This window comes from Terrisporobacter petrolearius (assembly GCF_020748185.1).
Lineage (GTDB): Bacteria > Bacillota > Clostridia > Peptostreptococcales > Peptostreptococcaceae > Terrisporobacter > Terrisporobacter petrolearius.
This window is the reverse complement of record NZ_JAHZMO010000003.1, coordinates 90,368-115,203: the sequence shown is the minus strand read 5'-3', so window position 1 is coordinate 115,203 and position 24,836 is coordinate 90,368. Positions and strand designations below refer to the sequence as shown.

Annotated in this window: 25 protein-coding genes; all 25 read left to right on the top strand. The window is 29.6% G+C overall.

Annotation, left to right across the window (positions count from 1 at the left end):
- The first annotated feature begins 3 nt into the window (after positions 1-3).
- The 25 genes from gpr (at position 4) to K0040_RS02975 (ending at position 24,723) form a co-directional block, all read left to right on the top strand.
- Positions 4-957, top strand: coding sequence for a GPR endopeptidase (gene gpr, locus K0040_RS03095; RefSeq protein ID WP_228107501.1), 954 nt, complete (start codon positions 4-6; stop codon positions 955-957).
- 15 nt (positions 958-972) lie between these two features.
- Complete coding sequence (gene spoIIP, locus K0040_RS03090) at positions 973-1,944, top strand: stage II sporulation protein P (protein ID WP_228107500.1); 972 nt, start codon at positions 973-975, stop codon at positions 1,942-1,944.
- 14 nt (positions 1,945-1,958) lie between these two features.
- Positions 1,959-2,153, top strand: coding sequence for a hypothetical protein (locus tag K0040_RS03085; protein WP_228107499.1), 195 nt, complete (start codon positions 1,959-1,961; stop codon positions 2,151-2,153).
- A 183-nt stretch (positions 2,154-2,336) separates the two neighbouring features.
- A complete protein-coding gene (gene lepA / locus K0040_RS03080; protein WP_228107498.1) occupies positions 2,337-4,139 on the top strand; it encodes a translation elongation factor 4 in 1,803 nt (600 codons plus the stop codon).
- A gap of 749 nt (positions 4,140-4,888) precedes the next feature.
- Positions 4,889-6,163: a poly-gamma-glutamate synthase PgsB gene (pgsB, locus tag K0040_RS03075; protein WP_228107497.1), complete on the top strand. Its 1,275-nt coding sequence runs from the start codon at positions 4,889-4,891 to the stop codon at positions 6,161-6,163.
- A 38-nt stretch (positions 6,164-6,201) separates the two neighbouring features.
- Positions 6,202-6,630, top strand: a complete 429-nt coding sequence (gene pgsC / locus K0040_RS03070; RefSeq protein WP_272491576.1) for a poly-gamma-glutamate biosynthesis protein PgsC — start codon at positions 6,202-6,204, stop codon at positions 6,628-6,630.
- A 10-nt stretch (positions 6,631-6,640) separates the two neighbouring features.
- Positions 6,641-7,852, top strand: coding sequence for a CapA family protein (locus K0040_RS03065; RefSeq protein WP_228107495.1), 1,212 nt, complete (start codon positions 6,641-6,643; stop codon positions 7,850-7,852).
- A gap of 122 nt (positions 7,853-7,974) precedes the next feature.
- Positions 7,975-9,588, top strand: a complete 1,614-nt coding sequence (locus K0040_RS03060; protein WP_228107494.1) for a gamma-glutamyltransferase — start codon at positions 7,975-7,977, stop codon at positions 9,586-9,588.
- Positions 9,589-9,734: 146 nt separating this feature from the next.
- On the top strand, positions 9,735-10,865 hold the full coding sequence (gene hemW, locus K0040_RS03055; protein WP_228107493.1) for a radical SAM family heme chaperone HemW: 1,131 nt from the start codon (positions 9,735-9,737) through the stop codon (positions 10,863-10,865).
- A gap of 115 nt (positions 10,866-10,980) precedes the next feature.
- Positions 10,981-12,012, top strand: coding sequence for a heat-inducible transcriptional repressor HrcA (hrcA, locus tag K0040_RS03050; RefSeq protein WP_228107492.1), 1,032 nt, complete (start codon positions 10,981-10,983; stop codon positions 12,010-12,012).
- Between the two features lie 17 nt (positions 12,013-12,029).
- The gene (grpE, locus tag K0040_RS03045) at positions 12,030-12,626 is read left to right on the top strand and encodes a nucleotide exchange factor GrpE (RefSeq protein ID WP_228107491.1); all 597 of its coding nucleotides are present in this window, start codon (positions 12,030-12,032) and stop codon (positions 12,624-12,626) included.
- A 57-nt stretch (positions 12,627-12,683) separates the two neighbouring features.
- Complete coding sequence (dnaK, locus tag K0040_RS03040) at positions 12,684-14,513, top strand: molecular chaperone DnaK (protein ID WP_228107490.1); 1,830 nt, start codon at positions 12,684-12,686, stop codon at positions 14,511-14,513.
- Positions 14,514-14,645: 132 nt separating this feature from the next.
- Positions 14,646-15,806, top strand: coding sequence for a molecular chaperone DnaJ (gene dnaJ, locus K0040_RS03035; protein ID WP_228107489.1), 1,161 nt, complete (start codon positions 14,646-14,648; stop codon positions 15,804-15,806).
- A 155-nt stretch (positions 15,807-15,961) separates the two neighbouring features.
- A complete protein-coding gene (gene prmA / locus K0040_RS03030) occupies positions 15,962-16,903 on the top strand; it encodes a 50S ribosomal protein L11 methyltransferase (protein WP_228107488.1) in 942 nt (313 codons plus the stop codon).
- Positions 16,904-16,911: 8 nt separating this feature from the next.
- Complete coding sequence (locus tag K0040_RS03025) at positions 16,912-17,664, top strand: 16S rRNA (uracil(1498)-N(3))-methyltransferase (RefSeq protein WP_228107487.1); 753 nt, start codon at positions 16,912-16,914, stop codon at positions 17,662-17,664.
- Entirely contained in the window at positions 17,664-18,974 is a 1,311-nt protein-coding gene (mtaB, locus tag K0040_RS03020; RefSeq protein ID WP_228107486.1) for a tRNA (N(6)-L-threonylcarbamoyladenosine(37)-C(2))-methylthiotransferase MtaB, read from the top strand. Before K0040_RS03025 ends, mtaB begins: the two co-directional genes overlap by 1 nt.
- 45 nt (positions 18,975-19,019) lie before the next feature.
- The gene (locus K0040_RS03015) at positions 19,020-19,370 is read left to right on the top strand and encodes a histidine triad nucleotide-binding protein (RefSeq protein WP_228107485.1); all 351 of its coding nucleotides are present in this window, start codon (positions 19,020-19,022) and stop codon (positions 19,368-19,370) included.
- Between the two features lie 159 nt (positions 19,371-19,529).
- On the top strand, positions 19,530-19,709 hold the full coding sequence (gene rpsU, locus K0040_RS03010; RefSeq protein ID WP_074914847.1) for a 30S ribosomal protein S21: 180 nt from the start codon (positions 19,530-19,532) through the stop codon (positions 19,707-19,709).
- Positions 19,710-19,735: 26 nt separating this feature from the next.
- Positions 19,736-20,179, top strand: coding sequence for a GatB/YqeY domain-containing protein (locus K0040_RS03005; RefSeq protein WP_228107484.1), 444 nt, complete (start codon positions 19,736-19,738; stop codon positions 20,177-20,179).
- Between the two features lie 129 nt (positions 20,180-20,308).
- On the top strand, positions 20,309-20,806 hold the full coding sequence (locus K0040_RS03000) for a TspO/MBR family protein (protein WP_228107483.1): 498 nt from the start codon (positions 20,309-20,311) through the stop codon (positions 20,804-20,806).
- 118 nt (positions 20,807-20,924) lie between these two features.
- Positions 20,925-21,158 carry a YabP/YqfC family sporulation protein gene (locus K0040_RS02995; protein WP_074914851.1) on the top strand — a complete coding sequence of 78 codons (234 nt, stop codon included), beginning with the start codon at positions 20,925-20,927 and terminating at the stop codon, positions 21,156-21,158.
- Positions 21,159-21,170: 12 nt separating this feature from the next.
- Entirely contained in the window at positions 21,171-22,463 is a 1,293-nt protein-coding gene (locus K0040_RS02990) for a sporulation protein YqfD (RefSeq protein ID WP_228107482.1), read from the top strand.
- A 34-nt stretch (positions 22,464-22,497) separates the two neighbouring features.
- Positions 22,498-23,511 carry a PhoH family protein gene (locus K0040_RS02985; RefSeq protein WP_228107481.1) on the top strand — a complete coding sequence of 338 codons (1,014 nt, stop codon included), beginning with the start codon at positions 22,498-22,500 and terminating at the stop codon, positions 23,509-23,511.
- 22 nt (positions 23,512-23,533) lie between these two features.
- Positions 23,534-23,995 carry an rRNA maturation RNase YbeY gene (gene ybeY / locus K0040_RS02980; RefSeq protein WP_074914857.1) on the top strand — a complete coding sequence of 154 codons (462 nt, stop codon included), beginning with the start codon at positions 23,534-23,536 and terminating at the stop codon, positions 23,993-23,995.
- 5 nt (positions 23,996-24,000) lie between these two features.
- On the top strand, positions 24,001-24,723 hold the full coding sequence (locus K0040_RS02975) for a diacylglycerol kinase (protein ID WP_228107480.1): 723 nt from the start codon (positions 24,001-24,003) through the stop codon (positions 24,721-24,723).
- Positions 24,724-24,836: the final 113 nt, after the last annotated feature.

Here is a 24,836-nt window from a genome sequence, read left to right as displayed (position 1 = left end):
ACTATGATAAAAATTAGAACCGACCTAGCTCTAGAAGCAAGAGAAATAATAGAAGAAAGCAGTAATAGTAGTGAAATACCAGGAGTTAAAACAACAAACAAACAACTTGATGACTGTGTAGTTACAAAAGTAGAAGTATTGAATGAGCAAGGTTCTCAAATAATGAATAAAGGAATTGGAACGTACGTAACATTAGAAAGTAAATTGATGAAATATGATGACGATGAATCAAGAGAACAAATAATAAATTATTTAGCTAAGGAACTTAGAGATATTTTTGGTTCAGAGGAACACAAGAAAACTTTAGTAATTGGACTTGGCAACTGGAATATAACATCTGATGCATTAGGACCAAAATCAGTATCGAAAACTCTTGTAACACGTCATATATTTAAAAACTACAATAAGGATTATGATGACGATTTTGCAGAAGTTGCTGCACTGAGTCCAGGAGTTATGGGCATAACTGGAATAGAAACTAGCGAAACTGTTAAAGCAATAGTAGATATTATTAAACCAGATAGAGTAGTTGCCATAGATGCGCTTGCCTCAAGAAAAATGGACAGAGTAAATTCTACAATACAAATATCTACAGCAGGTATATCTCCAGGTGGAGGAGTAGGTAACAAAAGAAAGGCTCTGAATAAAGAATACTTGGGAGTAGATGTTGTAGCTATAGGTGTACCAACGGTAGTTGATGCGGCTACTTTAACTAGTGATGTACTAGACATGGCAGTTAATAATTTAATGGAACAATCTGATGAAGGGGAAGTATTTTATAAAATGCTTCAAAAACTACAGGAAGAAGAAAAGTATCAACTAATTAAAGACTCTCTAGATCCTTATGACAAAAACTTAATTGTTACTCCTAAGGATATAGATGAAACTATAGAAAATCTATCAATAATAATTAGTGAAGGATTAAATAGGTCTCTTCATCCAGGAAGAACCTCGTAATAAGGAGGAATTTTAATGATTAAAAATAAAATAAAAGCTATAAAAATTGGATTTTTAATAGTTTGTATTTTGCCTACTATTTCTCAAGCATTAGATAAAGAAGATATATTAAAATATTTGGTGAAGTCATCTTATCCTGAAGTAAAAGTGATAGACAAAGAAGATAAGGATAATAAAGATTCTGATGAGAACTCGAAATCTACAGATAATATAAAAAGTAATACAAATAGTAAAAATGACAAAGAATATGTTAATGTTTATGTTGGCGAGGAAAACAAGCCAGAATCAAAAGAGGAAAAAGAAGCGAAAGAAACTAGTAATATTATTGATTCAAGTTACACTAATGATATAAGAGTAACAAAGGACAAGCCACAAATGCTTATCTATCATACTCATAGTAGTGAAACTTATTCTGATTCGCCAAAGAATAACTATCACTCAACAGATATAGAACATTCGGTTATGTCTGTAGGAAGTATTTTATCTACATCGTTATCAGAAAAGGGATGGGGTGTAGTTCATACTACTAGATATAATGATTTATCTTATAATGATGCTTATGCAACTAGTGCCAAGACAATGAAGTCTATATTATCTAAGTATAATTCTATAAAGGTAAGTATAGATTTACATAGGGACGGGCAAAGTGTAAGTACTGCACAGGCTAAAAAAGCAGTACATGATAAGTATACAACTAAAATAAATGGAGAAACTGTTGCGAAGTTTTTCTTAGTAGTTGGTCAAAGAAATCAAAATGTGGGAGAATTAAAGAGACAAGCAGAAGAGATTACTGCTTTGGCTGAAAATAAATATCCAGGATTAGTTTGTCCAGTAGTTACAAAACAATACGGTAGATTTAATCAATATATGGCAGACAATGGATTATTAATAGAAATAGGTAATAATGCAACAAGTACAAAAGAAGCTCAAGCTACATGTAAATATTTGGCAGAAATACTTGATGAGTATTATTCCAATATGAAATAATCGGTGTATAAATTATGAGTCGTTTAGAAAAATCTAAAAAAGAAAAATGTTCTAAAAAAAAATATAAAACAATTTGTAGAGTTGTATTTATGCTTATGATGCTAGCAATTACTACGGCGAGCATATTACTGGTAGATTATAGAATTAATGAAGTATTAGATAATGATAGTAAAAATAATATTATAAAGTATATAATGAATATATTTTAGACTATAATATTTAATCTATATATAATATTAAAGAATACAAATTTCAAAAATGAACCAAAATAATAGAAAAAATAAGACTTAAAAAACAAGTCTTATTTTTTTGTTATATACTACTTATTTACATAAAAGCAGATATATTATAAAATAAAATCTATGATAAGAACTTATTAAGGAGGAATAACGGTGGACAAACAAAATAGAACTAGAAATTTCAGTATAATTGCTCATATAGATCATGGTAAGTCTACCTTAGCTGATAGATTAATACAGTATACAGGTTTAGTAAGTGATAGAGAAATGAAAAGTCAGTTATTGGATAACATGGACTTAGAAAGAGAAAGAGGAATCACTATCAAACTACAAAATGTAAGGTTAATATATAAGGCTAAGGATGGAAATGAATATTATTTAAATCTTATAGATACTCCAGGTCACGTGGACTTTAACTATGAAGTATCAAGAAGTTTAGTAGCATGCGAGGGGGCATTACTTGTAGTTGATGCAGCACAAGGTGTGGAAGCGCAAACTTTAGCTAATGTATATTTAGCTCTAGATCAAGATTTAGAAATATTACCAGTAATAAATAAAATAGATCTACCAAGTGCTAGACCAGATGAGGTTAAAGAAGAAATTGAAGATATAATAGGTCTTGATGCAAGTGAGGCACCATTAATATCAGCAAAAAGTGGTTTAAATATACAAGATGTATTAGAGGATATAGTTGCAAACGTACCAGCTCCTACTGGAGATATAAATAAACCATTAAAAGCTTTAATATTTGATTCATACTATGATGCTTATAAGGGTGTTGTAGCCTATGTTAGAGTATTTGAAGGTGAAGTCAAAAAAGGTATGACTATAGAAATGATGAATACTAAGAAGAAATTCGAAGTAACAGAAGTTGGAGTTATGGCTCCAGGTGCAACGGAACTAGACAGTTTATCTGCTGGTGATGTTGGATATATAGCAGCAAGTATAAAGGATATAAGAAGTTGTCATGTAGGGGACACTATTACTGATGCTAATAATAAAACACAAGAAGCTTTAGAAGGATATAAAAAAGCAACTCCAATGGTTTATTGTGGTATTTATCCAGGTGAAGGGGAAAAATATGAAAACGTAAGAGATTGCTTAGAAAAGTTACAAGTTAATGATGCAGCTCTTGAGTTTGAGGCAGAAACTTCTGCGGCTTTAGGATTTGGTTTTAGATGTGGATTCTTAGGATTATTACATCTTGAAATAATACAAGAGAGATTAGAAAGAGAATTTAATCTGAATTTAGTTACAACAGCTCCTTCAGTTATATATAGAGTCACTAAAAATGATGGAGAAGTTGTTATGGTCCAGAACCCTGCAAACTTGCCAGAGGTTTCAGAAATAAGGATGATAGAAGAGCCAATAGTAAAAGCTGATATCATAGCACCAAAAGATTTTGTTGGAATAGTTATGGAGCTATGTCAAGAAAGACGTGGAACAATGTTACACATGGAATATATAGATGAGAAAAGAGTTATGCTTCATTATGATTTACCTCTAAATGAAGTTGTATATGATTTCTTTGATGCACTAAAATCTAGAACTAGAGGTTATGGATCTTTAGATTATGAAATGAAGGGATATGTTCCTTCTCAACTTGTTAAGTTAGATATATTAATAAATAAAGAACAAGTTGATGCACTTAGCTTTATCGTTCACGAAAGTAAAGCATACTCTAGGGGCAAGGCGATGTGTGAAAAACTTAAAAATGAAATACCAAGACATCAATTTGCTGTTCCTATACAAGCAGCTGTTGGAAATAAAATAGTAGCTAGAGAAACAATAAGTGCTCTTAGAAAAGATGTTCTTGCTAAATGTTACGGTGGAGATATATCTCGTAAGAAGAAACTTCTTGAAAAACAAAAAGAAGGTAAGAAGCGTATGAGACAAATTGGTAGTGTAGAAGTGCCACAAAAAGCATTTATGTCAGTTCTTAAGTTAGATGAATAATAGAAAATTATTTAACAATAAAGTAACATTATAACGGTTGAATTAGAGTTATAAAGTATTACTATTTTTAATATAAGAGATATAATTTATTGAGAGTAAGTTGTAATTTAAGAAAATTATAACATATTGAAGATATTCTTTGTGTTATGAAGTAATTTATTATATAATGGGTACTTGATAGTAAACATTATATAATAAATTATTGATTTTATTGCTTTAAATATAGTATTAAAAATGAAAATTTTCATGACATACTAATAATTTTAGCAAAATTTTTTTAAATACATCTTAATTTTTTTTGGCTTTTATTGTAATATATTGTAATATATTGTGGAAAAAATGTTCTATTGACCTAAAAGAATCATATATAGTAATATAGTGGTGATAGATAATAGATGTATATTTGAAAATGAAGATTCGTTAAATTGTAGGTTAAAAACCTTACTAGATGACTAAATAATAAAATATTATAATTTTATTATTTAAAAAAGAGAAGAGGAGATGAGTCGCTGAATATAAAAGACAAGGAAGGTATTTTTCCTGCTTTTATAAAAATAAATAATATAAAATTTAAAAATGTTAAATTTATTTGCTAGAGTGCACCATAGTAATATGAAGACTGGGCAATGTTAAGCTGTTTAGGAACTTAGAAGAGAATAATGGAACTACTGAGTTGTTTTTATGAGGCTAATAAAGATATTTCAAAAATATGATAAAAAATCAAAGTTACAGTAGTTATGGAGGAGAGTATGTTTGATAAGATAACATTAGTACAATTGTTGGTGATTGTAGCTTATATGGCAATATTACTTTACTTAGGAATTAAGGAAAAGAAAAAGAATGAAGAAAATTTAAAGGAAATACCCCTTAGAATTAATGTAAATGGTATACGTGGGAAGTCAACTGCGACTAGATTAATAACAGGTGTTTTGTGTAACGCAGATTATAAAGTTGTGGGTAAAACTACAGGAACTTCTCCGAGAATGATATATTGGAACAAAAAAGATGAAGACGTTATTAAGCGTAATCTTTTAGGCGCGAATATTAAAGAACAAATTCAAGTTATAAATAAAGCAAGAGAAGTTGGTGCAGAAGCTTTAGTATGTGAGTGTATGGCAGTAAGACCTGAATATCAATCAGTGTATCAAAATGATATTTTTAAATCAAATATCACAGTTATAGTTAATGTTTTGGAAGACCACTTAGATGTTATGGGACCAACAACAGACGAAATTGCTTTAGCATTTTCTTCGACTATACCATACAATGGATATTTAGTAGTTGACAATGGGCCTTATGTAAAATATTTTGAAGAAATCTGTAAACAAAGAAAAACAAAACTTGTTGTTGCAGATAACTCAAAAATACCAGAAGGACTTGTTAAAAAGTTTAAATATACAATATTTGAGGATAATATATCTTTAGCATTAGCTGTGGCAGAAATATTAGATATAGATGCAGAAACAGCCTTTGAAGGTATGTTAAATGCACATCCAGATCCAGGTGCAGCTACTATTAACCCTATAGAATGTGGGGATAATGTAAGTGATTTTGTAAATGGTTTTGCAGCTAATGAGCCTGAATCAACACTTGCAATATGGGATAGAATAAAGGACACTATACCGAATACAGAAAATCCGATAGTTCTTTTTAATGGAAGAGAAGATAGAATAGATAGAACTAATCAGTTTGTTGATGACTGTTTCCCTTATTTAAAAAATACCACTTTAATAGGTATAGGAGAGGGAATAGAATGTATACAAAATGCAATTGAGGATGGAAGATTAAGTAATATAAAAGAATATATAGATTTATCAGATTATGAAGTTGATGAAGTAATTGATGAATTACATGGCATGATGCATAATAGAGTCATTTATGGTATCGGAAATATACATGGACAAGCTGAGATATTATTACAAAAATTGTGTAATATATATATTCATACAGATGAACATGAGGAAGCAAATAACAATATAAGTATAAGAGCGTATATAAAGAAATATAGAAGTAGTAATTTTTAGGAGGAGACAGGACGCAGATGTTTATTACAGATTTTTATATGGCATTAATAATAGGAGTAGCCAGTACTTTGCTATTCACTGAAAAGACGGGAATTACGCCAGGGGGATTAATAGCAGCCAGTTATTTGGCATTAGTATTTGATTCACCTATAACATTAGCATTAATATTTTTAGTTTCTTTTATAACATATTGGCTTGTTAACTTTGTATTACCTAAGTTTGTAATCCTATATGGAAAAAGAAAATTTACAGCTACATTAATTATAGCAATAGTTTTAAAGCTAGTATTTGAATTCACATATCCATTAACACCATTCCCTACTTTTGAATTTAGAGGGATAGGAGTAATAGTACCAGCATTATTGGCAAACTCTTACTCAAAACAAGGAATAAAACTTACAGTAATATCTACACTTTTAATGACTGGATTTGTGTTTGCATTAATGCAAATTTTATATTTAGTGTAAGGAGAAGTTTATGAAAAATAAATTAACATTTAAAGAGCGATTACAGATAAAAATTAAAAATCAACCTAAAATTACAAGCAAAAAAACATTAGTAATAATATTTTTACTTGCAAGTATAGTTTTTGGATCAACTTTTGTATACGCAAATAGTGATAATGAAAAACTCAAGCTTAATTATTCGGATGATAAGTTAGCTCAATTTACTTTTGTTGGAGATATGATGCTGGGAAGATCAGTTAAGATTAAAAGTGAATTAGATAATTATGAAAGTGTGTTTAAAGATGTATCATATTTATGGAAAGATTCACAATATGTTTCAGGAAATGTAGAAAGTGCTTTACTTGATAATCCAGATGATTTTCAGAAAAGTGACAAAGAAATTCATTTATACGCAGAAAAAAAAGTTTCAAATCTTTTAAAGACTAATGGATTTACAATGGCTAATTTAGCTAATAATCACTTAGGTGATTTTGGCAGGGATGGAGTAATAAGTACTATCGATGCTGTTGAATCTGCAGGACTAAAACATGTTGGTGCTGGAAAGAATAGAGATGATGCTGCTACTTACGATATTCAAGAAGTAAATGGCATAAAAGTTGCAACTTTAGGTATAAGTGATATAGTACCAAAAGACTTCAGTGCGAGCAGAACAGAAGCAGGTATATTGTCAACTATGTATCCTGGTTATAATAAACTAGTGTATGAAGCATCTCAAAAAGCTGATTTAGTAGTGGTTAATCTACACTGGGGTGTTGAGTACGGTGTCGGCCAGAGTGAGGCACAAGAGAAAATTGCCAAGTCATTAATTGATGCTGGAGCAGATGTGATTATAGGGTCACATCCTCACGTATTACAACCTATACAAACATATAAGGACGGAATTATATTCTATAGTATGGGTAACTTTGTATTTGATCAAGGCTGGACTAGAACAAAAGATAGTATGGTGTTAAACTACTATATTAATGAAAAAGGTGAGGGTACTTTTGAAGTAGTTCCAGTAAGGATAGTAAATGGATATCCTGTGCCAACTACTAATAAGTTTTATCAAAAAAGAATATTTGCAACTCTAATTAAAGACTTGGACAAGTCTAAGTTTGAGGTGACAGGAGATACATTAACATTAAAAAATATTATTAAAACAGATATTACTAAAAAAGAAAATGTAGAACAAACGCAACAAAATGCTTTGCAAGAAACACAACAAAATAATTTACAATAATCTCAATAAGAACTACTATATATATACCATTTAAACATAAATACATTACGGATACTAGCAATATCGAGCATAAGTAAATTTAAGTTAACGGGGAAAAAATCATATGAAAAAGGAAGTTATGTATGAGTAAGAAGTATAGTAAAAATAAAAAGATGAAAACTAAAAAGAAAAGAATGAAAACTTTAAAAGTATTAGCTATATTAATAATATCTATAGTTGGTGGTTTCTATATTAAAAAGAATGTGTTAAACAATAATAGTTTATCTAAAATTAACTCTAAATATTCTTATAGTATAAGTACATCTAATGAATTGGCAACACAAGTGGGAGAAGAAATTCTAGCAAAAGGCGGAAATGCAGTAGATGCTGCAGTTGCAGTTGCCTATGCTTTGGGAGTTGTAGAACCCTATGGATCTGGAATTGGCGGAGGCGGAGGTATGCTTATATACAATCCATCTGCTGACGAATATAAATTCTATGATTATAAAGATATAGCGCCTTTGTCTCAGAGTACTAAAAAAAGTAATGTTGGAGTACCTGGATTTGTAGCTGGTATGGAAAAAGTATTTAAAGATTACGGAAGTATGGAATTTAAAGACTTAATTCAGCCATCAATAAATCTAGCTAAAAATGGCTTTAAAGTTGATGAAGAGTTAGAAAAAGTTATAAATGTATATTCAGCAACACTTATGAACAATAGTGCATATGTGAATAATGGACAATTAATAAAAAAAGGTGAGAATCTAGTTCAGCAAGACTTAGCAGAAACATTAGAATATATTAAGTCTAATGGTGCTAAAGGTTTTTATGAAGATGTTATGGCAACTAATATATCTAAAAAATCAGTTTTAACTGCCGATGATATGAAAAGCTATAAAGTAGATGTTGTAGAACCTGTTTCTGGAGAGTTTAATGGATACAATGTAGTTTCTGCACCAGCACCTTTCTCAGGGGCAACTTTAATTCAAACTATGGAAATAATTGAACAACTTGGTAAAGATAAAGATTTAAAAGATGCTAATAATTATTTAGATGCTCTTAATACAGCTACTGACTTATCAACATATGAAAGAGTTAAAAAAATTGGTGACCCTGATTTTGCAAATATTGATTATAAAACAATGACTTCGGAAGAAAATATAAAATCACTGATTAATATGAGAAATGTAAAATATCAAGATGATGAAGAATCTGAAAGTACAACACATTTTTCTATCGTAGATAAAAATGGTATGGTAGTTTCATCTACTAATACACTAGGTCATTTCTTTGGATCAGAAACATTAGTGGATGGATTTTATCTAAATGGAACAATGAGTAACTTTGGCAAGAGTGGCATTAATAAATATGCACCAGGAAAAAAACCTAGAACATTTACGTCTCCTACTATAGTTAAGAAAGGTGATGACTTTACGTTAGCTATTGGAACTCCTGGAGGAAATAGAATAGTTAAGGTCTTAGCGCCTATTTTAGTTGATAAGTTATATTTTGAAAAAGACTTACAAGAATCAATAAATAAAAATAGGGTTACTTTCTATTCAAAAGGAACAATATTAGCAGAAGATAATGAAAGCAATGAATCTATCATAGATATTAGCACTACTAAATATCCTATAATTAAATCTACAGATAAATTATATTTCGGATCTGTTCAAGCTGCAGGAATAGAAAATGGTAAATATATTGGAGCTTCTGATATAAGAAGACCAGGAAGAGTATCTATAAGCAATAAATAAATTTAAATGTATATATCCTATATGATAGAGATTAGAATCTGCCATGTAGGATATTTTTGTGTACATAAATAACAAAATATAAAATAATGAAATATATGAGTGGGTAATAATATAGTAACTAGAAAAATTATTTAAGGAGAAAACATATGTTAGGTTTATACATACATATTCCTTTTTGTATATCAAAGTGTAAATATTGTGATTTTAATTCCTATAAATTAAACTTGGATGAAAAAAGAAAATATTTGAATGCATTACAAAAAGAAATGAAATTTTATAAAGAAGAAGCAAGAGGCAAAGAAATTGATACCATATTTATTGGAGGTGGAACACCTAGTATATTAAATCAAGATGAGATTAAGTTCTTATTTGATAATATTAAAAATAATTTTAATATAAAAAATAACGCAGAAATAACCATGGAATGTAATCCTGGTACATTAACTTTAAATAAATTAAAAACAATGAAAGAATGTGGCGTTAATAGATTAAGTATTGGCCTGCAAGCGGTGCAAAACAAGCACTTAGAATATATAGGAAGAATACATACATATGAAGAATTTGAAGAGAATTACTACCAAGCTAAAAAAGTTGGATTTGAGAATATAAATATTGATCTTATGTACGCCCTTCCAAATCAAAGCAAAAAAGATTGGATAGAGTCCTTAGAGAAAATTGTAAAACTAAACCCTACTCATATTTCTGCATATTCTTTAATACTAGAAGAGGATACAGAATTATTTAAGATGTATGAAAGAAAAGAATTTGAACTATTAGATGAAGAAACGGATATTGAAATGTATGAATATACTATAAAATATTTAAAATCATATGGATACAATCAATATGAAATATCAAATTATGCAAAAGAAGAATTTGAATGTAAGCATAATATTTTATATTGGAAGTGTGAAAATTACATTGGATTAGGTGCATCAGCATCGGGATATTTAAATGAGACAAGATATAATAATTTGTGTGAACTAAAAAAATATGAAAATACAATTAATACTGGTAGGAAACCTATAGAATGGGAAGAAAAATTAAGTATTAAAGATAAGGTAGAGGAAAGTATATTTTTAGGTTTAAGAATGAATGAAGGTATAAAATTTATGGATTTTTATGAAAAATATAATATTGACTTTGAAGAAGTTTATGAAAAAGAAATTAACAAGTTAAATAAAATGAAATTAATTGAAATTAGTGATAAAGGTATGATATTAACCCAAAAAGGCAGAGAAATATCTAACAGTGTTTTTGTAGAATTTATAAAATAAGAAAACAAATTATTTGAAACCTATTGACAATAAAAAAATAACATGGTATATAATATATATAATCTTTTTAGCACTCGGATTTAGTGAGTGCTAACAGCGAAGGAGGTATTTGAAAATGGAATTGAATGAAAGAAAAATGAATATCCTCAAAGCAATAGTTAAAGATTATATAGAAACAGCTGAAGCTGTAGGGTCTAGAACAATATCAAAAAAATATAACCTTGGAGTTAGCGCAGCAACTATTAGAAATGAAATGTCAGACTTAGAAGAACTAGGATACTTAGTTCAACCTTATACATCTGCAGGAAGAGTTCCTACAGAAAAGGGATATAAGCTATATGTAAATTCTCTTATGAATACTATAGAACTTAGTGATAGTGATAAAGAGGTAATTGAAAGATGTGTAGATGGTAACATGAATCATATTCAAGACTTAATACATGAAACATCAAAGATGTTATCTCAACTTACTAACTATACTACAGTTGCAATGACAAAACATTTGGCTACTTTAAGTGAAATTAAACATATTCAATTGGTTAGAATGCATGAAGGTGAGATTTTATTAATAGTAGTTACAGAAAAAGGCGATATAAAAAAATCCAGCTTAAGTGCTAAAATTGATTTAGATCAAGCTAAGTTGAATTTAATTTCTGATAATTTAACTAGAAAGCTTTCTGGCAAAACTATAACAGAAATAGATGATAGATTAATAGCATATATAAAATATGAAATAGGCGAATATTCATCTATAATAGACCAATTACTTAATATGTTAAATACAAATCCTACTGAGGAAGAGCTTTCAATGACTTTAAATGGAGCTACTAATATTTTTAATTATCCAGAATTTAACGACGTTCTAAAGGCCAGGTCATTTTTAGACATGTTAGGAACAAAAGAAACAATTGCCAAAATAGTTAAATCAAAGGGTATATTAAAGGAGAATGCTACAATTATTATTGGTAGCGATAATGATTGTGAACAAGCTCAAGAATGTAGCGTTGTGACAGCTACCTATAAAGTAGATAAAGATTTGATTGGGCGTATAAGTTTCATAGGACCAACAAGAATGGATTATTCTAGAATATATTCTATAATAAATTATATGAATATATTATTAAATAATAAATCAAATAAATTTTAAGCTGAGGGGTGTAGATCTTGGAAAAAAACATGAATCAGGATGAAAAAATACAAGAAAATTGCACTTCTAATGAAGAGGAAGTAAGGCAAACATCTGAAGGAAATGTAGAAGAAGCTACGTGTGAAGAGAATGTAACAGATATAAACTCTAAGTTAGAAGAAAAAAGAATAAATGACACAATAGAGGAACTTGAAAAACAAATAGAAGAAAAAGAGGACAAATATATAAGACTTCAAGCTGAGTACTCTAATTATATGAGAAGAACTCAAGAAGAAAAACAAACTGTGGGTATATTTGCCAATGAAAAAATAATTACAGAGTTAATACCTGTTATTGACAGTATGGAAAGAGCTATGGATGCTTGTACAGATAAAGAAGATGATATGTACAAAGGTATTGAGCTTGTACATAAACAGTTAATAGACTGTTTAGAAAAATTTGAGGTTGAAGAAATCAAAGCACTCGATGAAGATTTTGACCCAAATTTACATTTAGCTGTAATGCAAGAAAGTGTAGAAGGAGTAGAACCAAACAAAGTGGTAATGGTACTACAAAAAGGCTATAAGTTAAACACGAAAGTAATAAGACCTACAATGGTTAAAGTTTCTTGTTAATTAAAATAACAAATTATTAAAATTTAAATAGATGAAGAATTAAGGAGGAAATGAATTATGTCAAAAGTAATAGGAATAGATTTAGGAACAACAAACTCATGTGTTGCTGTTTTAGAAAATGGAGAACCACAAATAATAGCAAATAATGAAGGTATGAGAACTACTCCATCTGTAGTTGCTTTTACAAAAGACGGAGAAAGAATAGTAGGGGAGCCTGCAAAAAGACAAGCAGTAACAAATGCTGATAACACAGTAATATCTATAAAAACTCATATGGGTACAGATTACAAAGTTAATATAGAAGGAAAATCATATACACCACAAGAAATATCAGCTATAACACTTCAAAAACTAAAAGCTGATGCTGAAAGTTACTTAGGTCAACCAGTTAAAGAAGCTGTTATAACAGTTCCAGCTTACTTTACAGATGCTCAAAGACAAGCAACTAAAGATGCTGGTAGAATAGCAGGGTTAGAAGTTAAAAGAATAATAAACGAGCCAACTGCAGCAGCTCTTGCATACGGTATGGACAAATTAGATCAAGACAAGAAAATATTAGTATTTGACTTAGGTGGAGGAACTTTTGACGTATCTATACTTGAAATAGGTGATGGTACTTTTGAAGTTTTAGCTACTGCTGGTAACAACAGATTAGGTGGAGATGACTTTGATAAAGTTGTAATAGATTATTTAGCTGAAGAATTCAAAAAAGCTGAAGGTGTTGACTTGAGACAAGACGGCATGGCTCTTCAAAGATTAAAAGAAGCTGCTGAAAAAGCTAAAAAAGAATTATCTTCAACAATGACAACAAACATAAACTTACCATTCATAACAGCTACTGCAAGTGGACCAAAGCATATGAATGTGGATTTATCTAGATCTAAGTTTGATGAATTAACTCATGGTTTAGTCGAAAAAACTATGGAACCAACTAAGAGAGCTTTATCTGATGCTGGACTTTCTGTATCAGAAATAGACGATGTATTATTAGTAGGTGGATCTACAAGAATACCAGCAGTTCAAGATGCTGTTAAGAAATTTATAGGAAAAGAACCTCACAAAGGTATAAACCCAGACGAATGTGTTGCTGCAGGTGCTGCTATACAAGCTGGTGTATTAACTGGTGAAGTTAACGACTTATTATTATTAGACGTAACTCCATTATCTCTAGGAATAGAAACTATGGGTAATGTAATGACAAAAATAATAGAAAGAAATACTACTATACCAACTAAAAAATCACAAGTATTCTCAACTGCTGCAGATAACCAAACTGCTGTTGACATACATGTTCTTCAAGGTGAAAGAAGTATGTCTTACGACAATACTACTTTAGGTAGATTCCAATTATCTGAAATACCACCAGCACCAAGAGGAATACCTCAAATAGAAGTTACTTTTGATATAGATGCTAACGGTATAGTTCACGTCACTGCTAAAGACTTAGGAACTGGAAAAGAACAAAAGGTTACTATAACTTCAGGAACTAATTTAAGTGAAGACGAAATAGAAAAGAAAGTTAAAGAAGCTGAAATGAATGCTGAAGCTGATAAGGCTAAAAAAGACAAAATAGAAGCTCTTAACCAAGCTGATTCAACTATATATCAAACAGAAAAAACTTTAAATGAACTTGGTGATAAGGTAAATGCTGATGATAAATCTGCAATAGAAACTGCTATTGCTTCATTAAAAGAAGTAAAAGATAAAGAAGCTTCTACAGCTGAAGAAATAAAAGCTGCAATAGATGAAGTAATGAACAAATTCCACAAAGTTTCTGAGCAAATGTATCAACAAGCTCAAGCTGAACAAGGAGCTCAAGGTGGAGAGCAAGCACAAGAAAATCAATCAAATGATGATGTAGTAGATGCAGACTTTAAAGAAGTATAAGATTTAATTGCAAAAACATACAGATTGTGTATAATAAATTAAGGATATTAATCTGTTTAAAACAATTAATAATAGCTTGTAGTTTAATATTCTACAAGCTATTGTTTTGTAATATAAAGGTGGTGACAAAACTTGAGTACTAAAAGAGACTACTATGATGTCTTAGGCGTGGGCAAAAGTGCGGATGCAACGGAGATAAAGAAGGCTTATAGAAAATTAGCAATGAAATATCACCCAGATAAAAACCCAGGTGACAAAGAAGCGGAAGAAAAATTTAAAGAAATAAATGAAGCTTATGAAGTATTATCAGATGAAACTAAGAGAAGTAATTATGATCAATTTGGTCATGAAGGTGTAAATGGCCAAGGATTTGGTGGTGCTGGAGGTTTCGGTGGCCAAGGATTTGGTGGATTTGATGATATATTTGGAGACATATTTGGCGATATGTTTGGTGGAGGTTTTGGTGGTGGAAGATCAAGAAGACGAGGTCCTGAACGTGGGGCGGATATAAAACAAAGAATAAATATATCTTTCGAAGAAGCTGCTTTTGGTAAGAAAGTTCAAGTTAAAATTAATAGAAGTGAAGAATGTGATGAATGTCATGGAAGTGGTGCAAAACCAGGAACTTCAAAGAAAACTTGTCCTACTTGTAATGGTAGCGGTCAAGTACAATCAGTTCAAAGAACTCCTTTTGGTAATATAGCAAGCACAAGAACATGTTCTACATGTAATGGTGAAGGAGAAGTTATCGATTCTCCATGTAGCAAATGTCATGGAAAAGGAAGTATAAGAAAAACTAAGACTATAGAAGTTGACATACCAGCAGGTATAGATGAAGGTCAAATGATTAAACTTTCTGGTCAAGGTGAACTTGGAACTAGAGGTGGACCAAGAGGAGACTTATACATTGAAGTAAGTGTAAATGTTCATCAATTATTCACAAGAGAAGGCTATGATGTTTATTTAGAAATGCCTATAACATTTGCGCAAGCTACTCTTGGAGATGAAATACAAGTACCTACATTAGATGGAAAAGTACAATATCAAGTTCCAGAAGGAACTCAGACAGGAACAGTATTTAGATTAAGAGGTAAGGGTATACCAAAACTAAGATCTAACGTTAGAGGAGATCAATATGTTAAAGTAACCGTTGAGATACCTAAAAAACTTAATGACAAACAAAAAGAACTAGTAAGACAATTTGCTAAAGAGTGTGGCGAAGAGGTGCATGAAAGGCAAAAAAGTTTAAGTGATAAAATAGATGGCTTCTTTAAAAATTTAAAAAAGAAGTAAAAATATATAAAAAATCCTTCCAATTATAATCATATTGGAGGGATTTTTTATATGATTATGACTATTATATGTATAAAACAATATTATAAAAGAGAATAATTATGATATAATAAAATTCATGAAAAAGTATTAAATTATTGAAAGAAGGTTTACATATGAATTGGACAGAAGTAACAGTGAAAACAACGACAGAAGCTGTTGAAGCTATAAGTAATATATTATTAGAAGAAAGATGTGGAGGGGTAATGATTGAAGACCCTAAAGACTTCCTATTCCAAAAGAAAAATGAATTGGATTGGGATTATGTAGAAGAAGAAGTATTTAATAAAAGCAATCAAGATGGAGTATTAATAAAAACATATATACCTGAAGAAAGAAATGTATTAGAACTTGTTGAAACTATAAAAGCTAAAATATCACTATTACCATCTTACGGCTTAGACATAGGTGAAGGAACTGTCTCTTTAAGTGATGTTAATGAATCAGATTGGGCAAATGAGTGGAAAAAGTATTATAAGCCAACAAAGATTGGGCAAAAAATTGTAGTGAAACCTACTTGGGAAGATTATGATAAGCAAGAGGGTGACTTAATAATAGAGCTAGATCCAGGAATGGCTTTTGGTACGGGAACACATGAAACAACTTCAATGTGTATTAGAGAATTAGAAAAATACGTTGATGAAAGTAAAAGAGTATTTGATATAGGATGTGGTAGTGGAATACTTGCAATAGCTGCAGCTAAACTTGGAGCGAAAGAAGTTGTTGCAGGAGACCTGGATGAAGTAGCAGTGAAAGTTTCTAAAGAAAACTGTGAACTAAATAATGTATCAGACAAAGTTGTTGTAAAACATGGTAGCTTATTTGAAGTAGTAGAAGGAAAAGCAGATGTAATTGTTGCTAATATAATAGCAGATATAATAAAAATATTAGCAAATGATGTAAGTAAATTCTTAAGTGCAGATGGAGTGTTTATATCATCAGGAATAATTCATGCTAAAATAGATGAAGTTGTAGAGTCTTTAGAAAAAAATGGATTTGAGATAGTTGATATAGTAAAACTTGGTGAATGGTCAGCTATAGTATCAAAACTTAAGTAGGTGAAATTATGGATAGATTTTTCACGCCTAAAAATAACATTAATTTAGAACAAAATACTTGCATTATTGAAGGTGAAGATGTTAAGCATATTTCTAGAGTTCTTAGATGTAAAGAAAGTGATAAACTAGAGGTGTGTGATATGGACAATAATGAGTATATTTGTGAAATAAAAGAAATAAATAAAGACAGTATATTATTAGACATAATTGAAAAAGCAAATATAAAACGTGAATCTGATTTAAAAGTCAAGCTATATCAAGGTATGCCTAAAGGAACTAAAATGGAGTTAATACTTCAAAAATTAACAGAAATAGGTGTAGATGAAATAGTTTTAGTACAAACAAAAAGAAGTGTAACTAAAATAGACAATAAAAAAGAAGATAAAAAGATTGAAAGATGGGAAAGAATCATTTACGAAGCAGCTAAACAAAGTAAAAGAGGTAAAATACCAAAACTTACAGGAGTTTTAACTTTTAAAGAAGCCCTAGAAGATATGAAAAATAATGATTTAAATCTTTGTCCTTATGAAAATGAAAGAACAATTTCTATGAAAGAAGGTTTAAAAGATTCTAGTGCAAATACAATTGGAATTTTTGTTGGACCAGAAGGTGGATTTGAAGAAGAAGAAATTGAAAAAATTCAAAACATAGATGGGAAAATAGTTTCTCTAGGACCTAGAATACTTAGAACGGAAACTGCATCTGTAGTTGCTTCTTCCATAGTTTTATATGAGCTAAGTGACTTAGGAGGAAATATATAATGAAAAAAGTAGCTTTTTACACTTTAGGATGTAAAGTAAATCAATATGAAACAGAAGCTATGCTTGAAATGTTCAAAGAAGACGGATATGAGCAAGTTGGTAGCGAAGATTATGCAGATGTTTATGTTATAAACACATGTACAGTAACGCATATGAGTGATAGAAAATCACGTCAATATATAAGAAGAATGAAAAAGAAAAACCCAAATGCTATAATAGCTGTTGTTGGATGTTATTCTCAAGTATCGCCAGAAGAAATACTTGAAATAGATGAAGTAAACTTGGTTATGGGAACTAATGAGAGAAGAACTATAGTTGATGAAATAAAAAAACTAGAAGTTGTAGAAGGGGATAGAAAAGCTTCTACAGTTGATGACATAATGAAAGTTAGAGCTTTCGAAGATATAGAAATAAGCCAATCAAACGGTAGAACAAGAGCGTTTATGAAAATACAAGATGGATGCGATAGATTCTGTACTTACTGTATAATACCTTACGCAAGAGGTGGAAAAGTAAGAAGTAGAGATAAGGAAAGCATAGTAAATGAAGCTAAAACTTTAGCTGAAAATGGGTACGAGGAAGTGGTACTTACAGGTATACATGTAGCTTCTTATGGAAAAGATTTAAAAGAAGAACAAGTGAGTCTTTTAGACGTAATTAAGAAAATAAATGAAATAGATGGAATAAAAAGAATAAGAACAAGTTCTGTTGAGCCTATATTATTCACAAATGAATTTGTCAATGAAGTATCAAAAATGGAAAAAGTAATGCCTCATTATCATTTATCACTACAAAGTGGATGTGATAAGACACTAGAAAGAATGAACAGAAGATATACAACTGAGGAATATAAAGAAATAGTTGATAAATTGAGAAGAGAGATCCCTAATGTAACGATAACTACTGATGTAATAGTTGGGTTTCCTGGTGAAACAGAAGAAGAGTTTGAACAAACTTACAATTTCTTAAAAGATATTGAATTATCACAAATGCATATATTCAAGTATTCACCAAGAAAAGGAACTAAAGCGGCAGATATGAAAGATCAAGTTTCACCACAAATTAAACATGAAAGAAGTGAAAAACTTTTACAGTTAAATAAGGAAAACTTTGAAAAGTTTGCATCAAGAATGGTAGGCAAAGAATTTGAAGTTTTATTTGAACAAAAAACTGAAGAAAATGAATATGAAGGATTAACTCCTAATTATTTAAAAACTTTTGTTAATTATAATGAAGATATTTGTGGAAAAATACTGAAAGTTAAAATTACAGAAGTAAAAGATGAATATGTAGAAGGAATTTTAGTGTAACATGTAGAATTTTAGGGTTATAATCAATAGTTAGGAGGTGGAAAAATGGATTGTTTATTTTGTAAAATAATAGATGGAAATATACCTTGTGACAAAGTATATGAAGATGATAAGGTATTAGCTTTTAATGACATAAATCCTGTGGCACCATATCATATACTAGTTGTTCCAAAAAAACATTATTATAGTATAATAGATATTTCAGATAAAGAAATTGAAATTGTTGCACACATTCACTCTGTTATAAATAAAATAGCTATAGATAAAGGTTTTAGTGATGCTGGATTTAGAATAATTAATAACTGTGGAAGTGACGGAGGACAAGAAGTAAAACACCTTCACTATCACATATTAGCAGGTAAAAAATTACCTAATTATGAAGCTGATAAGAAATAATTTTTTCTTGAATAAATTAAAATTATAAATAATTAAATACTTGATAAAAGTTTAATTTTAGTTTATAATAAACAAAGTGTGAGGTTGTAATGCAGTGATGCAGATATAATCAGATTACAGTCCCAGCATAATTCGCGCAATCGGAGGGAGGGAAAAAGAATGTCAGAAGTAAGAGTAAGAGAAAATGAATCATTGGACAGTGCTTTAAGAAGATTTAAACGTCAATGTGCAATGTCTGGCATAATGTCAGAAGTGAGAAAAAGAGAGCACTATGATAAGCCAAGTGTTAAACGTAAGAAAAAAGCTGAAGCAGCTAGAAGAAAAAACGCTAAGAAATAGTAAATAGAAATAAAGAGGTGAGGGGAATGTCCCTTAAACAAAAGTTACAAGAAGATCTAAAATCTTCTATGAAAAATAAAGATGCTATTAAAAAGTCTGTTATAACTCTTATTAGAGCTTCTATTAAACAATACGAAGTTGATAATAGAGTTGAATTAGGAGACAATGAAATAGTAGATCTTATTGCAAAGCAATTAAAGCAGACTAGAGATTCTCGTGAAGAGTTTTTAAAAGCTGGGAGAGAAGATTTAGTGAGCAAGGCAGAAGCAGAAATAGAAGTTTTAAAAGAGTACCTACCTCAACAATTAAGCGAAGAAGAATTAAATAAAATTGTAATTTCTACTATATCTGAAGTAGGAGCTACTTCTATGAAAGATATGAAAAAAATTATGACATCAATCATGCCTAAAGTAAAAGGCAGAGCTGATGGAAAACTAATAAATGAGTTAGTAAAGAAAAATTTACAATAGATAAAAACCTAGAGAGAAATCTCTAGGTTTTTTTGTGTTGTAATTAATAAATAATCATAATAACTTGTTATTGTTCATATTTATTTAATAGAAATAAATATGAACAATAAGTGAAAGAGAGGGAAGAAGTTGATTATATCAGTAAAAGAAATTAAAAAGTATATGTGTTGCGTGTTAATTCCGTTACTTGTTGGATATTTGAGTAGTATTTTGGCCCAAGCTATAAGTGGAGTAGATACTATAACATATTATCATGAACTTATTAAACCGGGATTTGCACCTCCAGGTATAATATTTCCTGTTGTTTGGACTGTGTTATACATATTAATGGGAACATCCTCTTACATAATATTATCCCAAAAGAAAAATGAAACAAAAATAAAAGATGCTATGTTTTATTTTTGGGTTCAATTAGGTCTAAATTTCTTGTGGTCTATTTTGTTTTTTGGATTCCAACTTAGATTAACAGCTTTAGTAGACTTAATACTACTTTTTGTTTTCGTATTAATTATGGTTTATAAGTTTTATAAGATTAAACCAATTGCTTCTTATTTAAACATACCATATATTCTGTGGTTGATTTATGCTCTAGTTCTTAATTATTTCATATGGTTTATAAATAAGTAGAGAAATGAAATAAAAAATGCTGAGAGTATTCTCAGTTTTTTTTATATGAAGATATAAAAAATATGAAATTTTAAGGAGGTACATTAATAGAATATACAAGGAGGAGGGGATTTTCGTTATGGATATATCACCAGATTTGAAAGTAACGCAACCAACAGTTACTTTAGTAAGCAATACATTTATTAAAATAGAAAATTATTTATCAATTATAACTTATGACACTAGTTTAATTAAAATAAAGACAAAGGTTAAAACAATAAAAATAACTGGGGATAAACTTTTATTAAAGTATATAGAAACAGAAGAGATTGGAATAAAAGGGCTTATATACTCCCTAGAGTATGTTGATTAGGAGGAGATAGTAGTGATAAGTTTCATAAGAGGATATTATACAATTGTTGTAGAAGGACTTGATACGGAAAGCTTTCTAAATTACCTTATAAGAAATAAAATATATGTTTACAATGTAAATAGGATAGAAAAAACTAAAATTGAATTTAATATTGATAGAGAAAATTTTAAAAGGTTAAAAAAAATTCATAGAAGTAACAAGTTTAATATTAAGGTTAAAAAACAGACAGGCATTCCTTTTATTGCTAAAAGAATATATACTTACAGGGGAATGGTTATCTGTGCAATAATTTCTTTAATCATATTAATGTCCACATCCCAGTTTGTTACAGATGTGTATATTACAGTTCCAGAGGGAATAGACAAAGTGGCTCTAAAAAAGGAGCTTTACATACAAGGAGTCAAACCAGGAGTATACAAAAAGAGCATAGACAGAAAAGTTGTAAGAGAAAATATAATGGTCAAATTTAATCAAATTGCATATGTATCAATAAATGTTAAAGGAACTAATATTTTCGTAAATATAACAAAAAAAGATGGAAGTCAAAATTCCAAGGAAAACTCTAATTATTGTAATATTATAGCAACAAAAGATGGTATAATAGAAAAAGTAGTACCTAGAAGTGGTGAAGCACTTGTTGAAGAAGGTGACATAGTAAAAAAAGGAGATGTCCTAGTTAATGGAGCTAATACAACAGCTTTACCAGAAGTGTGGGCAACAACTTTTTATGAAGCAAAAAAATCTTCAAATTACATAGATATTAAAAATCAAAGGACTGATAATAAGAAAAAAGTTTATACCATAAGTTTCTATGATAAGAAATATAAAATATTGAGAAATATAAAATATAAGGACTATGAAATTGAAAATAAAACACATGAGCTTAAAATAGGAGATTATACATTTCCTGTGAAAATAATAGTAAGTACTTTTTATGAAGCAAAAAAAGTTGAAAATAAAATAGATGTTGAAAAATTAAAAGAAGAATTATCTTCATCAGTGCTAAAAGAGTTAGATTATACAATTCCAGTATCAGCAAGGATAGTAGATTCGAAGGATAAATATAATGTAAATAAAAGTATGGTAGAATATGTAGTGACAGTAACTACAAGTGAAGATATAGCCCAGCTTGATATATTAAGTAAAAGTGAAGCCCAAGCAATAATTAAGTCTAATTTAGAAAAGAAAAAGCAAGAAGAAGGAGAACAAAAGAGTTCAAATCCGCAAAATAGACCTATTAATGATATAAGAAATGAATTTAAAGACGAAGATATAAAGACTAATGATAAAGATAAAGAAAATTAATATACTGCATATCACTTAAGGAGGAATATTTCAATTGATTATACAAAAAAAATTTATAGTATCAGAAGAAAAATTTGAAAGAGAATTATTTGGAAATTTTGATGAAAATATAAAATTAATAGAAAATGCTTTAAACATAGATGTGATACTAAGAGAAGGTAATATAGTGCTAATGGGAGAAGAAAAAAATGTGGGCTTGGCACTTAGATTAATGAATGAATTACATGATTCAGTGTCTAAAGGCAAGTCTTTAGACAAGCAAAGTATTACTTACTCTTTGGGACTATTATTAGAAGGAAGTGAAAAAAAGATAAAAGAGCTAGAGGGTGTAATAGTTTTAACTAAAAAAGGAAATCCTGTACAGCCTAAAACTTTAGGTCAAAAAGAATATGTGGACCTGATTAGAAATAATGATATAACCTTTGGAATTGGTCCAGCAGGAACAGGAAAAACTTATTTAGCTGTAGCTATGGCAGTAAGAGCTTTTAAAAATGATGAAGTAAGCAGAATAATCCTTACAAGACCAGCTGTTGAAGCAGGGGAAAGTTTAGGTTTTTTGCCTGGAGATATGAAAGATAAAGTAGATCCTTATTTAAGACCTTTATATGACGCTTTATTTGATATGCTAGGACCTGATAGATTTAATAAATACTTGGAACGAGGAACAATAGAAGTAGCCCCACTAGCTTTTATGAGAGGTAGAACTTTGGATAATGCATTTATTATACTAGATGAAGCTCAAAATACTACACCAGAACAAATGAAAATGTTTTTAACAAGACTTGGTTTTGGCTCAAAAGCTGTAGTAACTGGAGATATAACTCAAACTGATCTTCCAAATAATAAAAAAAGTGGATTGGTTCAGGCTACAAAAATACTTTCTAATGTAAGTGGTATAGGAAGTATAGCTCTAAGTGAAAAGGATGTCGTAAGACACGAGTTAGTTCAAAGAATAATCAGAGCTTATGAAAAATTTGAGAAAAAAGAAGAATTTAACTTAAATAAAAAACAAGAGACGAAAATAAAAGATAAAAGTACAAAAAAATAAGGCGATAATAGAAGGTGAAAACATGGAATTAATAATAGACAATAGACAAGACAAATTAGAAGTTAAAGAAGAACTAATAGAAAAAATAAAAGATATTATATCAGAGTGTTTAGATTATGAAGGTTATGATGACGACTACGAAGTAAGTTTATCATTTGTTGACAATAAAGAAATACATCAATTAAATAGAGAGTTTAGAGGGGTAAATAGACCTACAGATGTATTATCATTTCCTCTTTTGGTAGATGAAGAATTTGATGTAGACTTTGGAGAGGAATCCTTAGGAGATATAGTTATTTCCTTAGAAAGAGCTTTTGAACAAAGTAGAGAATATAACCATAGTTTTGAAAGAGAAGTGTGTTTTTTAGTATGTCACAGTATGTTTCATTTATTAGGATACGATCATGACACAGAAGAAAATACAAAAGAAATGAGAGAAAAGGAAGAACTTATCTTAAATAAGCTTGGTATAACAAGGGAGTAATTTTTATGAAAGATAAAAAAACTCGCCCTAGTATTATAGAAGCATTTAATGCAGCTATTCAGGGTATATTATATACATTTAAATATGAACGAAACATGAAAATACATTATTTTATAGCAGTTGCGGTGCTAATTGTAAGTTTGCGTTTTGATTTAAGTAAATTGGAGATGATGATATTAATATTATCTATCTCTCTAGTTATAATAGCTGAAATGTTTAACACTGCTATAGAAAATACAGTAGACTTGGTTACAGATAAATATCATAAGCTAGCTAAAATAGCAAAAGATGTGGCTGCAGGAGGCGTATTAATATCGGCTTTAAATGCAGTAGCAGTAGGTTATCTTATATTTTATGATAAATTCACAGATTTATCTAAATCCTTAATATTTGCCATTAGAAAATCAGACCCCCATGTCACATTAATATGTATTGTATTAGTATTAATATCTGTTGTAGTAGTAAAAGCATTAACATCTACAGGAACACCGTTAAAAGGCGGAATGCCAAGTGGTCACTCAGCTCTTGCCTTTGCAGTAGCCACATCTATAACAATGTTAATAGAAAGACCTTTAGTATCAGCACTAGCTTATGTTATGGCAATATTAGTGGCGCAAAGTAGAATAGAAGGTAAGATACATACATTTTGGGAGACGGTTGCAGGTGCATTATTGGGTATTTTAGTGGCTATGTTAGTTTTCCAATTAAAAATAATTAACTTTTACTAAAATGTGTTATAATATTAGATGTTTATTTAATTTTTATAAAAAATATTAGTGAAATGAATAGATATATAAACCTAGGAAAAAATGAACAATAATATAAACAATCATAAAGAAAA